The 13,727-nt window shown below is 31.9% G+C and carries 15 protein-coding genes; 9 read left to right on the forward strand and 6 right to left on the reverse strand.

The features are described 5' to 3' along the window. Positions 1 to 64 precede the first annotated feature (64 nt). The 6 genes from C7448_RS03425 to C7448_RS03450 all read left to right on the forward strand — a co-directional run bounded on the left by C7448_RS03425 (position 65) and on the right by C7448_RS03450 (position 7,688). The gene (locus C7448_RS03425) at positions 65 to 673 is read left to right on the forward strand and encodes a TetR/AcrR family transcriptional regulator (protein WP_115899940.1); all 609 of its coding nucleotides are present in this window, start codon (positions 65 to 67) and stop codon (positions 671 to 673) included. A gap of 5 nt (positions 674 to 678) precedes the next feature. Continuing rightward, the gene (locus C7448_RS03430) at positions 679 to 2,091 is read left to right on the forward strand and encodes a TolC family protein (RefSeq protein WP_115899941.1); all 1,413 of its coding nucleotides are present in this window, start codon (positions 679 to 681) and stop codon (positions 2,089 to 2,091) included. Positions 2,092 to 2,102: 11 nt separating this feature from the next. Further along, entirely contained in the window at positions 2,103 to 3,278 is a 1,176-nt protein-coding gene (locus tag C7448_RS03435; protein ID WP_115899942.1) for an efflux RND transporter periplasmic adaptor subunit, read from the forward strand. Positions 3,279 to 3,294: 16 nt separating this feature from the next. Next, on the forward strand, positions 3,295 to 3,582 hold the full coding sequence (locus C7448_RS03440) for a four helix bundle protein (protein ID WP_245939422.1): 288 nt from the start codon (positions 3,295 to 3,297) through the stop codon (positions 3,580 to 3,582). A 97-nt stretch (positions 3,583 to 3,679) separates the two neighbouring features. Beyond that, on the forward strand, positions 3,680 to 7,147 hold the full coding sequence (locus C7448_RS03445; protein WP_115899943.1) for an efflux RND transporter permease subunit: 3,468 nt from the start codon (positions 3,680 to 3,682) through the stop codon (positions 7,145 to 7,147). Positions 7,148 to 7,217: 70 nt separating this feature from the next. Then, a complete protein-coding gene (locus tag C7448_RS03450; RefSeq protein WP_115899944.1) occupies positions 7,218 to 7,688 on the forward strand; it encodes a regulatory protein RecX in 471 nt (156 codons plus the stop codon). On the opposite strand, the gene C7448_RS03455 is transcribed toward C7448_RS03450, so the two are convergent. Beyond that, the gene (locus C7448_RS03455) at positions 7,675 to 8,199 is read right to left on the reverse strand and encodes a hypothetical protein (protein WP_115899945.1); all 525 of its coding nucleotides are present in this window, start codon (positions 8,197 to 8,199) and stop codon (positions 7,675 to 7,677) included. The genes C7448_RS03450 and C7448_RS03455 overlap by 14 nt on opposite strands. A gap of 183 nt (positions 8,200 to 8,382) precedes the next feature. Between C7448_RS03455 and C7448_RS03460 the strand changes: the two genes are divergently transcribed. From C7448_RS03460 to C7448_RS03470, 3 genes are all read left to right on the forward strand, one after another. Further along, positions 8,383 to 9,348 (forward strand): NAD-dependent epimerase/dehydratase family protein, encoded by a 966-nt coding sequence (locus C7448_RS03460; RefSeq protein ID WP_115899946.1) that lies wholly within the window; start codon positions 8,383 to 8,385, stop codon positions 9,346 to 9,348. 111 nt (positions 9,349 to 9,459) lie between these two features. Continuing rightward, positions 9,460 to 10,050, forward strand: coding sequence for a thioredoxin family protein (locus C7448_RS03465; protein WP_115899947.1), 591 nt, complete (start codon positions 9,460 to 9,462; stop codon positions 10,048 to 10,050). Between the two features lie 91 nt (positions 10,051 to 10,141). Then, a complete protein-coding gene (locus C7448_RS03470; protein ID WP_115899948.1) occupies positions 10,142 to 10,621 on the forward strand; it encodes an ABC transporter ATPase in 480 nt (159 codons plus the stop codon). Here the strand turns inward: C7448_RS03470 and truB are convergent. The 5 genes from truB to mce are packed head-to-tail and all read right to left on the reverse strand — an operon-like array spanning position 10,616 to position 13,688. Continuing rightward, positions 10,616 to 11,299: a tRNA pseudouridine(55) synthase TruB gene (gene truB / locus C7448_RS03475; RefSeq protein ID WP_115899949.1), complete on the reverse strand. Its 684-nt coding sequence runs from the start codon at positions 11,297 to 11,299 to the stop codon at positions 10,616 to 10,618. The two genes, C7448_RS03470 and truB, sit on opposite strands and share 6 nt — an antisense overlap. Beyond that, the gene (locus tag C7448_RS03480; protein WP_115899950.1) at positions 11,300 to 12,094 is read right to left on the reverse strand and encodes an undecaprenyl-diphosphate phosphatase; all 795 of its coding nucleotides are present in this window, start codon (positions 12,092 to 12,094) and stop codon (positions 11,300 to 11,302) included. Between the two features lie 2 nt (positions 12,095 to 12,096). Then, positions 12,097 to 12,339: a DUF3098 domain-containing protein gene (locus tag C7448_RS03485; RefSeq protein ID WP_115899951.1), complete on the reverse strand. Its 243-nt coding sequence runs from the start codon at positions 12,337 to 12,339 to the stop codon at positions 12,097 to 12,099. 7 nt (positions 12,340 to 12,346) lie between these two features. Next, entirely contained in the window at positions 12,347 to 13,225 is an 879-nt protein-coding gene (locus C7448_RS03490) for a cell division protein FtsX (protein ID WP_115899952.1), read from the reverse strand. A gap of 58 nt (positions 13,226 to 13,283) precedes the next feature. After that, positions 13,284 to 13,688, reverse strand: coding sequence for a methylmalonyl-CoA epimerase (gene mce / locus C7448_RS03495; RefSeq protein WP_115900131.1), 405 nt, complete (start codon positions 13,686 to 13,688; stop codon positions 13,284 to 13,286). Positions 13,689 to 13,727: the final 39 nt, after the last annotated feature.

Consider the following 13,727-nt stretch of genomic DNA (forward strand, 5'->3'; position numbering starts at 1 on the left):
AAGATTAAAACTCTGGAAACTTTTTTTGTTTCTAGAGTTTCCTGTTGTACATTTGCAAACAATTATGAGAGATAAAATAATTAATAAAGCAGGAGAAATGTTTTTAACCTTAGGGTTTAAAAGCACAACGATGGATGATATTGCGAAAGAACTTGGAATGTCTAAAAAAACATTGTATAAGTATTTTTCAAATAAAACAGCTTTGGTAGATGCCAGTACAGAGTCGGTTCATAATACAATTAGCGAAACGATTGACAGAGTTAAAAGTCAAAATTACAATGCTGTAGAAGAAGAATTTGCAGTGAAAGCAATTTTTAAAGAAATGTTTAAAAATGCAAAAACTTCACCAATGTATCAGTTAAAAAAATATTACCCAGAAACATATACAAAGTTGGTAGAACGTGAGGTGTGTATGTTTAGAGATTGTAATGTAGATAACTTGAAAAAAGGTGTTGAGCAAGGTTTGTATAGAGCCAACATAAAAGGAGAGCTATTAGTCAATTTTTATTTCACGCTAGTCTTTGGTGTGTTTGAAAGTGAACTATACAGCAACGATATGCAAGAGGTTATGGAAATTGAATATGAAATTTTAGAATATCATATTAGAGCAATAGCTACGCAAAAAGGGGTAGAAGAACTAGAAAGACAATTAAGAAAAATAAATAAAAACTAAAAACAATGAGGAAATACATATACGGTGTATTTGTGTTCTTTTTTACGGGGTATATAACTGCTCAAGAGAAAGAAATGAGTTTGTCAATGCAAGAAGCAATTGATTATGCTATAAAAAACAGTTACGACAATAAGGTGTCCTTAAACGATATAGAAGCAGCAAAAAAGAAAAAGTGGGAAACTACCACTATAGGTTTGCCGCAGATTAACGGAAAAGTAGAATATCAAAACTGGATAAAACAACAAGTGTCTTTATTACCAGTTGCAGCTTTTGATAATACACAAAGTACAATAGATATAGTTGAAGAATATTTTGATGGAGTTATAAGAAATGGTAAAGAAGTGATGACGCCAACAGGTTTCGTTCCTTTGCGTTTTGGAACAAAACAAACAATGAATGCATCAGTAACTTTAACCCAATTGTTATTTGATGGTTCGTATTTGGTAGGGTTGCAATCAGCAAAAACATATTTAAAAATCTCTGAACAAGCAAAAGAAAAAACAGAATTAGCAACACGTGAAGCTATTATTAATGCGTACGGTAATGTGTTAGTTACTGAAAAATCAATTGAGATTTTAGAGAATAACAAGAAAGTACTTGAGAAAAACTTGAATGAAACTCAAAAAACCTATGATAATGGGTTAACAGAGTTAGAAAACGTAGAGCAATTACAAATCACTTTAGGAAACGTTGAAAGTAACTTAAGAAACACCGAACGATTAAAGGAAATAGCGTATCAAATGTTAAATGTTTCTTTGGGAAATTCAATTGAAACAAAATTAACATTAACTTCTACACTAGATAACTTAGTTATTGATAATACTGATTTAAGTTTATTAGCTACTCAATTTAATATTGATAATCATATAGATTTTAAAATAGCTCAAAATGACAGGGAAAGTAAACGTTTATTAATGAAGTTAGAGCAAAGTAAAGGATTACCTAGTTTGTCAGCGTTTATAAACTATGGAGCTAACGCTAACTCAGATGATTTTAACTTTTTAGATAGCAATCAAAAATGGTTTGATTACTCTTTGTTTGGAGTAACTTTAAATGTGCCCATATTCAGTAGCTTTGGAAGAAGCTCTAGAACAGCTCAAGCAAAAATAGCATTAGAGAACGCAGACATTCGATTAGAAGAAGCGAAACAAAAGCTAAACTTACAGGTAGAGAGAGCTAAAAGTGAGTATCAATTAGGAATTGAAAATCACGAAACAGCTAAGAAAAACTTAGCACTAGCTGAACGAATAGAAAAAAAGCAACAAGTAAAGTTTTTTGAAGGAATTTCTTCAAGCTTTGACTTGCTACAAGCACAAAACCAGTTATACACACAACAAAATAATTACGTACAATCAATGTTAAACGTAATTGCTAAAAAAGCACAATTAGAAAACGCATTAAACATACCACTAAAATAAAATCAACTATAATGAGAAAAATATATTCACTATTCGCCATTACATTGCTTTTAGCCTCATGTGGGGGTAAAAAAGAGCAGTCTGTACAAGACGTAATAGCATCTAACGATTTAACTAAAATTAGAGAGAAAAAAGCATCGTTAGATACACAAATGCAAACACTATCTGATGAAATAAAGATTTTAAATGATAAAATTTCTGAATTAGATACCAATAAAAAAGTTCCTTTAATTACAGTTCTTTCGGCAAAGAAAGAAGCTTTTAATCATTATTTAGAACTACAAGGAGCTGTACAAACAAAGCAGAATGTACTCATCTATCCTGAAATGCCAGGGCTTCTAGTACGTATTTATGTAAAAGAAGGACAGTATGTTAAAAAAGGACAAACTTTAGCAAAAATTGATGATGGAGGTTTAGCTAATCAATTAGCACAAATTGAAGCGCAAGCAGCATTAGCAGAAACAACGTATAAGCGCCAGAAACGTTTATGGGATCAAAAAATAGGATCAGAAATTCAGTTTTTACAAGCAAAAACTAATTATGAAGCACAAACCAGTGCTGTTAGTCAGTTAAGAAGACAGTTAGCAAAATCAGTAATTACAGCACCTTTTTCAGGAGTAATTGACGATGTAATAAAAGAGCAGGGAACTGTAGTGGCGCCAGGAATGGGGTCTGAGATTTTTAGAATAGTAAACTTAAAAAACATGTATATCGAAACAGATGTGCCTGAAAGTTATATTACATCTATTAAAAAAGGAAAAAATGTTGAGGTTGAGTTTCCTGTATTAGGAGAGAAGTTAACTTCTAAAATTCGTCAAGCAGGTAACTTTATAAACCCAGCTAACAGAACATTCAAGGTTGAAGTTGAAGTTCCAAATAAAGATGGAAGCATAAAACCGAATTTAACAGCGAAGTTAAAAATCAATGATTACTCTAATGAAAATGCAATTTTAATTCCTCAAAGTATTATTTCAGAAAATGCGAATGGAGAACAATATGTGTATGTAGTAGAAAATATCAAAGATCAGGTTGGAACCGCTAAGCAAATAATTATAACTACAGGAAAAACACAAGGAGATATTATTGAAGTTTTGAGTGGAGTTGAAGACGGAACAAAAATTATTGAAGAAGGAGCTCGTAGTGTGAAAAACGGACAAGAGGTTAAGGTATTAGACATTAGTCAGTAGTTTTTTAGTTAGTAGAATGAAAGAAATTAAATTTAAGTTCGAAGATTTAAAAGTATATCAAAAGTCACTTGATTTTGTAGATGTTGTTTATAAAGTTAGCAATACGTTTCCAAAAGAAGAAAACTATCGATTAACGTCACAATTCATAAGAGCAGCCACTTCTGTAGCATTAAATATTGCAGAATGCTCAGGAGATACAAACCCACAATTTTCTAGATTTTTGCAAATAGCATTAGGTTCTGTTAAAGAATGTGTGGTTTGTGTAGCAATTGCTAAAAATCAAAAGTATATTTCAATAGAATAAGAAAATAATTTAAGAGAAAAATTAGAAGAACTATCAAAGATGATAAGCAGTCTTCAAAAGTATCTTAAAAACACTAATGACTAAAAACTAAAGTCTAATGGCTGATAAAAAACAAAAAAAACAAGTAGATAAAGAGTTTGGTTTATCCTCTTGGGCAATAAATAATAAAACAACTATCTATGTAATGATGGTTATGATACTTATAACAGGTATTTCTGCCTTTTTAAGTATGCCTAGAGAAAATTTCCCAGAAATTAGAGAAACCAAAATTTATATAAGTTCTCTATACCCAGGAAATACAGCTGAAGATATAGAGAAGCTAATTACCGACCCGTTAGAAGATAGACTTAAAACGGTAAGTAATGTAGTAGAAATTACTTCTACATCTCAAGAAGATTACTCAATGGTAATTGTTGAGTTTGACGAAAACATATCAGTAGATCAAGCTAAACAAAAAGTAAAAGATGAAATAGACCAAGAAACGTCTGGAGAAGATTGGCCTACGTTTAACGGAGCTAAAGTAGAACCAAATGTTTTTGAGCTAAGTATTTCTGAAGAAATGCCAATTCTAAATATCAATATCTCGGGAGATTATCCAGTAGATAAATTAAAAGAATTTGGGGAGTATTTAGAAGATGAAATTGAAGATTTACAAGAAATAAAAAAAGTAGATATCCGTGGTGCTGAAGAAAAAGAAGTTGAGGTAGCTGTAGATATTTACAAAATGATGGCAGCACAAGTAAGTTTCCAAGATGTAATTAACGCAATTAACGGAGGAAACTTAACAATGTCGGCGGGTAATTTAATTGCTAGCGGACAACGACGTACTGTTAGAATTTTAGGAGAAATTGAAGACCCGCAGGAATTACAAGACTTTGTAGTAAAATCGGAAAAAGGAAACTCAATTTATCTACAAGATATTGCAAAAGTTTCTTTTAAAGATAAAGATAAAACTACCTATGCTCGTGAGTTTGGAGAAGCAGTAGTAATGTTGGATGTAAAAAAACGTTCAGGAAAAAACATGGTAGAAGCTGCTGAAAAAATTCAGAAGATTGTAGAAGATACCAAAGCCAACATATTTCCAAGTAACTTAAAAGTAACCATAGCTAATGATCAATCTTCAAAAACTATTGGTCAGGTAGATGATTTAGTTAATAACATCATTTTTGGGGTAATTTTAGTAGTATTAGTACTAATGTTCTTTTTAGGGTTTAAAAATGCCTTATTCGTAGGATTTGCCATTCCAATGTCAATGTTCATGTCATTAATGATTTTGAGTTGGCTAGGATATACCATGAACACCATGATTCTTTTCGGGTTAATTATGGGGCTGGGAATGTTGGTAGATAATGGTATTGTAGTTGTTGAAAACGTATACCGTTTGATGGATGAAGGTATGCCAAGAATTGAAGCAGCAAAAAAAGGAATCGGTGAAATAGCATTTCCAATTATTATCTCAACAGCAACAACAGTAGCAGCATTTATTCCTTTAGGAATGTGGCCAGGAACTATGGGGCAGTTTATGATTTATTTTCCTGTAACATTATCTGTAGTATTAGGTTCTTCGTTATTTGTGGCAATATTTTTTAACTCGGTGCTAGTATCTAAATTTATGAGTGTTGAGGATAAAAATATGCCGTTAAGGCGGATTATTATTTTATCAGCTATAATGGCAATAATAGGTTTATTAATAGCCTTTTTAGGAGGGACTTATAGAGCTTTGGGTACGGTGATGGTATTTACAGCTATTATGTTATGGGTATATCGATTAGCGTTACGCCCTTGGGCAAATCGTTTTCAAAATACAGTGTTACCGCGTTGGGAACGTTTTTATGAGAGAATGTTAAGAGCTGCCTTGAGAGGTTGGAGACCGTACATTATTTCTTTAGGTACTTTAGTTTTATTATTTGTTGCTTTTGGAGGGTTTGGAGCCTCAATAGGAAGTCAACGTACTAAAGTAGAATTCTTCCCAGATAATACCCCTAATCAGATTATTGTATATATCGAGTATCCGCAAGGAACTGATATAGAAAAGACAAATCTGATTATGAAAGATTTGGAAGAACGCGTGTACAAGGTGTTAAATTTACCAGAATACATAGATAACGGTTATAATTTCTTAGTAGAAAGTGCGGTATCTCAAGTAGGAGCAGGTTCAGGTAACCCGCAAACTGATGGAGGTTCAACAGCTGAAATGCCTCATAAAGGAAAAATTACGGCTTCAATGCGTGAGTACAAATTTCGTAGGGGAGCAGATAGTAAAGAGTTACAAAGAAAAGTAACCGAAGCATTAAGAGGAATTTACCCAGGGTTAGAAATTTCAGTAGAAAAAGAAGCAGTAGGTCCACCAGCAGGATATCCTATCAATATTGAGTTAGAAGGAAATGATTATGCAGAATTAATCAATACCGCTGAAAAAATGCGTGATTTTATCAACTCAAAAAGTATTGCAGGAATTGATGAGTTAAAGATTGATGTAAACAAATCTAAACCATCAATGTTGGTAAATGTTGATCGTAAAAAGGCTGGGGAATTAGGAGTGAGCTCATCACAAGTAGGAAACCAATTACGTAATGCTATTTTTGGATCTAAAGCAGGCATTTATAAAGAAGATGGTGATGATTTTGATATCTACGTTCGTTTTAATAAAGAAAACAGGTATAATAAAAGTGCAATTTTCAATCAGAAAATTACTTTTAGGGACATGGCTACAGGAACGATCAAAGAAATCCCTGTATCAGCAGTAGCAGAACAAACAAATACTTCTGGGTTTAGTGCAATTAAACACAAAGATGTAAAAAGAGTGGTAACGGTATATTCAGCTTTAGCACCAGGATATACTGATGCAGCTGCGATTGTATCTCAAATTCAAAATGAAATGAAAACATTTACTGAACAACCAGATTCAGTAAAAGTTGATTATACAGGGCAAATAGAAGAGCAAAACAAACAAATGGCGTTCTTAATGAAAGCATTTTTTGGAGGGTTAGGTTTGATTTTCTTGATTTTAATTTTCCAGTTTAACTCTGTCTCTAAGCCTGCAATTATCATGTTAGCAATCTTCTTAAGTTTAATAGGTGTATTTGGAGGATTAATTATAACAGCAAAGCCGTTTGTAATTATGATGACGATGATGGGAATTATTTCGCTTGCTGGTATTGTGGTAAATAATGGGGTGGTATTGCTCGATTATACTCAATTATTAATAGATAGAAAGAAAGTAGAGCATGGTTTATCTTCTGATGAATATGTAGATGTTATTACTTTAGGAGAAGCTGTAATTAGAGGAGGAAAAGCACGTTTACGCCCGGTATTATTAACAGCAATAACAACTATTTTAGGACTAATTCCATTAGCAACAGGGTTGAATATTAATTTCTTTACTTTAGCTAGTGAGTTAAATCCGCATATATATGTTGGAGGGGATAATGTGATTTTCTGGGGTCCATTAGCGTGGACAGTTATTTACGGATTATTCATAGCAACCTTCTTAACACTAATTGTAGTGCCAATATTATTCTACTTAATCACTAAGTTTAAAATGTGGTTACGTAGCGTTTTATAATTGATTTTTTGTTAACTGTAAAAAGGGTTAAAAGTAAGTTGCTTTTAACCCTTTTTTATATTTTCGTGCTATGAACAAACCGGTTTTTACAGTTGAAGAAATAAAAAGGAAGATTGAGCAGTATTGTGTGTATCAAGACCGATGTCATAAAGAAGTAGAACAGAAATTAAAAGAGTATAAGTTAATTCCTGAAGCTAGAGAATACATTTTATTACACTTATTAGAACATAATTTCCTAAACGAAGAACGTTTTGCAAAAAGCTTTGCTAGAGGGAAATTCAGAATAAAAAAATGGGGAAAAGAACGAATCGTTAGGGAATTGAAGTTTCGAGATATTACAGCTTATAATATAACATCAGCCTTAAAAGAAATAGATGAAGAAGAATACATCAAAACCTTATACAATTTGGTGGAGAAAAAAAATGAATCAGTTTCAGAAACCAATCACTTTAAACGAAAAAAGAAAATTGCTGACTATCTTTTGTATAGAGGATTTGAAAGTAATTTAATATACGAAGCTTTAAAAACTATTGATTCTTAAATAAGCTATCAAGGTTTATCTCACTATCAAATTTTTTCTTAGTGTAAACTGTGTTGATTTTATCGTTAACACTACTAAAAAGCATCATAATTTTTTCAACTTGACTGTTAACTTGGTGTGCTGAAATAGATGGAATAAAGGTCATATCAGCTAAACGTAAAGTTTCATTTTCAAAAACATTAATACGAGCTTTAAAAGCAGGTGTTTTAAGTGTTTCAATATTTAAACTATCTTTAAATTGCTTGGTAAGTGTCTTTAGTTCTAAAGCATTATTTAAAGCCTCAATAGGAGTAGTGTTTTTTAATTCTTGTAAAAAATCTTCAACAGTAAAATATTCTTTCCAAGGTTTAATTTCGTCAATGTACTTTTCGTTTATTTCAGAATAATCAGTATGCTTAACCGAAATATTCATTTCAGTTTTAGTAGGTAACACTTCCTTTTGTTTTTCCTTTTTTTTACAAGAAGTAACTAAAAAAAATAATGAAGCAATAACAAATAAAAAACGACTCATTTCAATAAAATAATTAAGGGATAAAAGTACATATTTTACTTGGTATTCTTTGTGGAATTGAATTAGAAGTTTGAAATCAGTAGATTAGCAGTCTCTTTTGTAGATAGTTAAAAAAGAACAAATACTTTTTGCGAAATCTTAAATTTAATAACTTTGCAAACATGTATTTTTGAATAATTAAAAATGAGTGATACAATATTAATTTTAGGAGCTTGCGGGCAAATAGGAACAGAATTAACCCAAAAATTACGTTCTATTTATGGAGTAGAAAATGTAATAGCTTCCGATATTAGAGAAGGAAATGCAGAAATGATGAGTTCCGGGCCTTTTGAAATCATCGATGCTACCAACCAAGAGCAAATTTTAAAGGTTGTTCAAAAATATAAAGTAACCCAAGTATATTTAATGGCAGCAATGTTATCAGCAACTGCTGAAAAATATCCGTTAAAAGGTTGGGATTTGAATATGACTTCATTATTAGCAGTATTGGAGTTGGCAAAAGAAAAACATATTCAAAAAATATATTGGCCAAGTTCAATGGCAGCCTTTGGACCAACATCACCAAAAATGAATACGCCACAGAAAACTATAATGGAACCTTCTACGGTTTACGGAATTAGTAAAGTAGCAGGAGAACACTGGTGTAATTATTACCATGAAAAGTATGGAGTAGATGTACGAAGCATTCGTTATCCAGGAATTATAAGCTGGAAAACGTTACCAGGCGGAGGAACTACTGATTATGCTGTTGATATTTATTTTGATGCGTTGAAAAAAGGAACATTTGAGTGCTTTTTATCAGAGAATACCCGTTTACCAATGATGTATATGGATGATGCTATCAATGCAACCATTCAGTTAATGCAAGCAGATGAAGAAAGCATTAAAACAAGAACATCATACAACTTAGCAGCAATTAGCTTTACACCTGCTGAAATAGCTACGGAAATTAAAAAATACATTTCAGGTTTTACCATTACGTACAACCCAGATTTTAGGCAAGATATTGCTGACAGTTGGCCGCAAGTTATTGATGATTCAGAAGCAAGAAAAGATTGGGGTTGGAGGCATCAGTTTGATTTAGCTTCTATGACTAAAGATATTATTACCAATTTACAAGCTAAAGCCCAAGAGTCAGCAGAAGTGTAAGGATATACGCATGTTTTCGTCTATGTTATTCAAGATTTACAGTGAATTGTAACTTAGGTTACGTAACATTCACTATAGATAAAATACCTTTGTAATAACAACATGTTAACGATGAAAAAAATTATTCAAAATAGCTTACAAAAAGCACTGTCTTACAACGAATATAGAAACTTAGTAAGTGATTTATTGGCGAAAGGAAAATCTACAGGATCTAACCAATCAAATGATTTGTTAAACTACAGTAAGTTGAATGATAAGCGTATGAAACGTTTAGATAAAACGGTAAAACTTACTGAAGAAACGCTTGCTAAAATTAAAGATGTAAAAGAGCCACAAACTTGGTTAGTATTAACTGAAGGGTGGTGTGGTGATGCAGCACAAAACTTACCTGTAATTAATAAAGTAGCAGAAGAAAATCCTAATATCAATTTAAAACTAGTTTTACGAGATGAAAACTTAGAGTTGATGGATGAATTCTTAACGAATGGAGGAAGGTCAATACCTAAATTAATTGCTTTAAACAAAGAAAACGAGGTAATTAAAACATGGGGGCCAAGACCTACTACAGCAACTAAAATGGTTGTTGATTATAAAGAAAAACATGGTAGCTTGGATGCTGATTTTAAAACAGATTTACAAGTTTGGTACAATAAAAATAAAGGAGAAAATACCCAAGAAGATATTGTATCAATGCTTCAGTAATATAGCATATAAAATAGCCAGAAATTCCCCTTTTTGTTTTTGTCAAAAAGGGGAATTGTTTTCTGTATCTTTGCGCTCATAAGGAATAAATATGTTTGTAGAATTCAGTAGTTTATCAGAAGAAGCAAAAGTTTGGGTATACCCATCAAGTCGAAAGTTTTATCCGCAAGAAATTGACGGGCTAAAAGAAAAGTTACACCATTTTGTAGAAGGATGGAAGAAAGAAGATGCTGATTTCAAAGCTTCTTTTGAGCTGAAATACAATCGTTTCATTATCTTTTCTGTGGAAGAGGGTTCAGATTTAACCAACGCAGATATTGATAAACAAGTAGCATTTATTTTACAACTACAACAAGAATACGAAGTGGAGTTGTTAGATAAAATGAATGTGTGCTTTAAGCAAGGAGAATTTATTCAGTACAAAGACGTCAAAGAATTTAAAAAGTTGCTTAAAAAGAAGTCTGTATCAGCTAAAACAATCGTTTTTGATAATTTAGTACAAACCAAAGTAGAACTAGAAAATTACTGGGAAGTACCAATTACGGAAAGTTGGTATAGTCGATTTTTATAAACTTTCTATAAACTCATCAACACTCAATGCATTATCTACAGAAAAATTTCCAATTTTAGTTCTTCTTAGAACCGATAAGTGCGCTCCAGAATTTAACGCTTCTCCGTAATCGTAGGCAATAGAGCGAATATAAGTTCCTTTACTACATACAATTCGAAACTCTACGTTAGGTAAATCAATATTGGTGATTTCAAAGACATTAATTTCAACTTCACGAGCTTTAATTTCGGTAGTTTCACCTTTTCGAGCTAATTCATATAAGCGCTTTCCGTCTTTTTTAATCGCAGAAAAAATAGGGGGCTTTTGTTGAATTTTGCCGGTGAACTGTTCGGTAGTTTTATGTAGTAATTCTTCCGTAATATGTTCTGTAGGAAACGTTTCGTTAATTTCTGTTTCTAAATCGTAACTAGGCGTGGTAGCACCAATAACAAATGTACCCGTATATTCTTTTACCTGTCCTTGATATTCGTTAATGTTTTTGGTCTGTTTACCAGTGCAAATAATTAGCAAACCAGTAGCTAGAGGATCTAGAGTTCCAGCATGCCCAACTTTAATTTTTTTGATATCAAAACGTTTACGAATATGCCAACGTAGTTTGTTTACGACTTGAAAAGAAGTCCATTCTAAAGGTTTATCAATCAATAAAACCTGTCCGTTTTTGTAATCTTCTGCAGTCATTTAAAAAAATAAAGAGTAGCCAATGGCAATTAAACCTACAATAGCACAGTATAAAGAGAAATAAGATAACTTACTCTTTTTAACTAAGGCTATCATCCAAGTACATGCTAATAATCCAGAAATAAAAGCAGCGATAAAACCAGCTGATAATGGAATAATTTCTGAACTCTGAAAATTAATGTCTCCACCTAAAATATCTTTAGCTACTTTTCCTAAAATTAAAGGTACAACCATTAAAAAAGAAAAACGAGCAGCTTTGGTACGATCTACTCCTAATAATACAGATGTTGAAATAGTAGCTCCCGAACGTGAAATTCCAGGTAACATGGCAATTGCTTGAGAGATTCCTATAATTACAGAGTTCTTAAAAGAAACACTTTTGTTTGTGTTTTTAGCCTTGTCAGCCAATAAAAGCAACACAGCAGTAACTAGCAACATTAATCCTACTAATAAAATTTTTCCTCCAAAAAAGCTTTCTAATTCTTTTTCAAAAGCTAGACCTATAATTACAGCAGGAATCATAGAAAGAATAATTTTCACAGAAAACTGCATTTCCTCATTCCATTTAAATTGAAAAAGTCCTTTAAAAATTTCAGCAATTTCTTTTCTAAATACTACAATAGTACTGAGTGCTGTAGCAGCGTGTAGAACAACAGTAAATGTTAGGCTTTCTTGAGGTACAGAAGTATCTCCAAATAAAGCTTTTGCTAACTCTAAATGACCACTAGATGAAACTGGTAAAAATTCAGTAAGTCCCTGGATGATTCCAAGGATAATTGCTTCTAATAAATCCATGCTTATTTTTTAGGGTTGGCAAAAATAGCATAAATTTCAATACCCAATCCGATAATTACTAAGGTAGGAGCTAAACGAATTCTACGCCAACCATATATTTCAGGGTTAAACATGTTAGGGTCGTCGCTACCGCCACCTGCCATTAAAATAAACCCTAAGGCAATTACAGCGATACCAATAAGCATGATGATATAATTTCGCTTACCGAATAGAAATTCTTGTTTTGATGAATTATCTTTTTTCATAAATAATTTAGTAATACAAATCGTTGGTTTGTAAGTTTAAGAATCGTTGTGTAGCAAAGAAGGTGCTAATCCATGTAATAAAAAATGCAACAAGTATAACTCCTCCAGCTACATACCCTAAAGCAGCATAATCTGTAAGTAGTTCTAATGTAGGGATGTATTTGTCTACATAATAAATTAAAACACCCAATCCACTTATAGATATAAAAGCTCCTAGTAACCCTAGTTTAATACTTTGCCAAATAAAAGGTCTACGAATAAAACTCTTAGTGGCACCAACCATTTGCATGGTTTTTATGTTGAATCGTTTTGAGTAGATTGATAATCGGATAGAGCTGTTAATTAAAATAATAGCAACCAACCCAAAAAAACCACTTAATACCAATAACCAAAAACTAATACGTTGAATATTTTTGGTAAGTAGTTGTACTAATGGTTTGTCGTAACTTACTTCTGCAATAAATTTATTTTTATCAAAAGACTTTTCAAGCTCACTCATTTTTTCAGGAGTCACAAAATCTGCTTTCAGGTAAATGTCTATTCCATTTTTTAACGGGTTGTCTCCCAAAAACTGTAAAAAGTCTTCGCCTAAATCTTTTTTATATTCTTTAGCTGCGTCTTCTTTAGAAATGTAAACTACTTTATTAACAAAATCTTCTTTTTTAATAGATTCTTTAAGGCTTTTAATGTTTTTGTCAGCGACTTCATCTTTTAAGAAAAGCGTCATAACTACTTTTTCCTTAAAGTGATTTGCAACTTTCGTTGATTTTAAAAGAACTAAACCTAAAACACCAATCATAAAAAGTACTAGTGCAATACTTACTATTACTGATATGTATGAAGATTGTAATCGGCGTTTTTGAAAAGAATCAAAAGAGGTTGTCATTAGTAAATACTGATTTTAAGGCGTTGCAAGATACAAATATTTAATTTTTAAATACTTCCTATTCTTCTATCTCTTGGCATAACTCTATGAGTACACCATTGGTGGTTTTAGGATGCAAAAAAGCGACTAGTTTATTATCGGCTCCTTTTTTAGGAGTTTCATTCAAAACAGTAAAACCTTCACCTTGTAAACGTTTAATTTCTTCTTTTATGTTATTAACTGCAAAAGCAATGTGATGAATTCCTTCTCCTTTTTTTTCTATAAACTTTGCTATAGGGCTATCAGGCTTTGTAGCTTCTAATAATTCAATTTTATTAGGTCCTGATTTAAAGAAAGAAGTTTTTACACCCTCGCTAGTAACTTCTTCAGTTTTATAATGTGATTCTCCAAAAAGAGAAGCAAATAACGAGTTAGATTTTTCTAAATCTTTAACGGCTATACCAATGTGTTCAATTTTGTTCATAGCGTAAAAGTAAGAAAAAGTCTTCTTAAAAACTTCATA

It is taken from the genome of Tenacibaculum gallaicum (assembly GCF_003387615.1).
Taxonomy (GTDB): domain Bacteria; phylum Bacteroidota; class Bacteroidia; order Flavobacteriales; family Flavobacteriaceae; genus Polaribacter; species Polaribacter gallaicus.

Coding starts and splice junctions, on each gene's coding strand:
- C7448_RS03465 (WP_115899947.1), top strand. CDS start 9,460: ATGAAAAAAATTATTCAAAATAGCTTACAAAAAGCACTGTCTTACAAC.
- C7448_RS03480 (WP_115899950.1), bottom strand. CDS start 12,094: ATGGATTTATTAGAAGCAATTATCCTTGGAATCATCCAGGGACTTACT.
- C7448_RS03425 (WP_115899940.1), top strand. CDS start 65: ATGAGAGATAAAATAATTAATAAAGCAGGAGAAATGTTTTTAACCTTA.
- mce (WP_115900131.1), bottom strand. CDS start 13,688: ATGAACAAAATTGAACACATTGGTATAGCCGTTAAAGATTTAGAAAAA.
- C7448_RS03485 (WP_115899951.1), bottom strand. CDS start 12,339: ATGAAAAAAGATAATTCATCAAAACAAGAATTTCTATTCGGTAAGCGA.
- C7448_RS03450 (WP_115899944.1), top strand. CDS start 7,218: ATGAACAAACCGGTTTTTACAGTTGAAGAAATAAAAAGGAAGATTGAG.
- truB (WP_115899949.1), bottom strand. CDS start 11,299: ATGACTGCAGAAGATTACAAAAACGGACAGGTTTTATTGATTGATAAA.
- C7448_RS03470 (WP_115899948.1), top strand. CDS start 10,142: ATGTTTGTAGAATTCAGTAGTTTATCAGAAGAAGCAAAAGTTTGGGTA.
- C7448_RS03490 (WP_115899952.1), bottom strand. CDS start 13,225: ATGACAACCTCTTTTGATTCTTTTCAAAAACGCCGATTACAATCTTCA.
- C7448_RS03445 (WP_115899943.1), top strand. CDS start 3,680: ATGGCTGATAAAAAACAAAAAAAACAAGTAGATAAAGAGTTTGGTTTA.
- C7448_RS03440 (WP_245939422.1), top strand. CDS start 3,295: ATGAAAGAAATTAAATTTAAGTTCGAAGATTTAAAAGTATATCAAAAG.
- C7448_RS03455 (WP_115899945.1), bottom strand. CDS start 8,199: ATGAGTCGTTTTTTATTTGTTATTGCTTCATTATTTTTTTTAGTTACT.
- C7448_RS03460 (WP_115899946.1), top strand. CDS start 8,383: ATGAGTGATACAATATTAATTTTAGGAGCTTGCGGGCAAATAGGAACA.
- C7448_RS03430 (WP_115899941.1), top strand. CDS start 679: ATGAGGAAATACATATACGGTGTATTTGTGTTCTTTTTTACGGGGTAT.
- C7448_RS03435 (WP_115899942.1), top strand. CDS start 2,103: ATGAGAAAAATATATTCACTATTCGCCATTACATTGCTTTTAGCCTCA.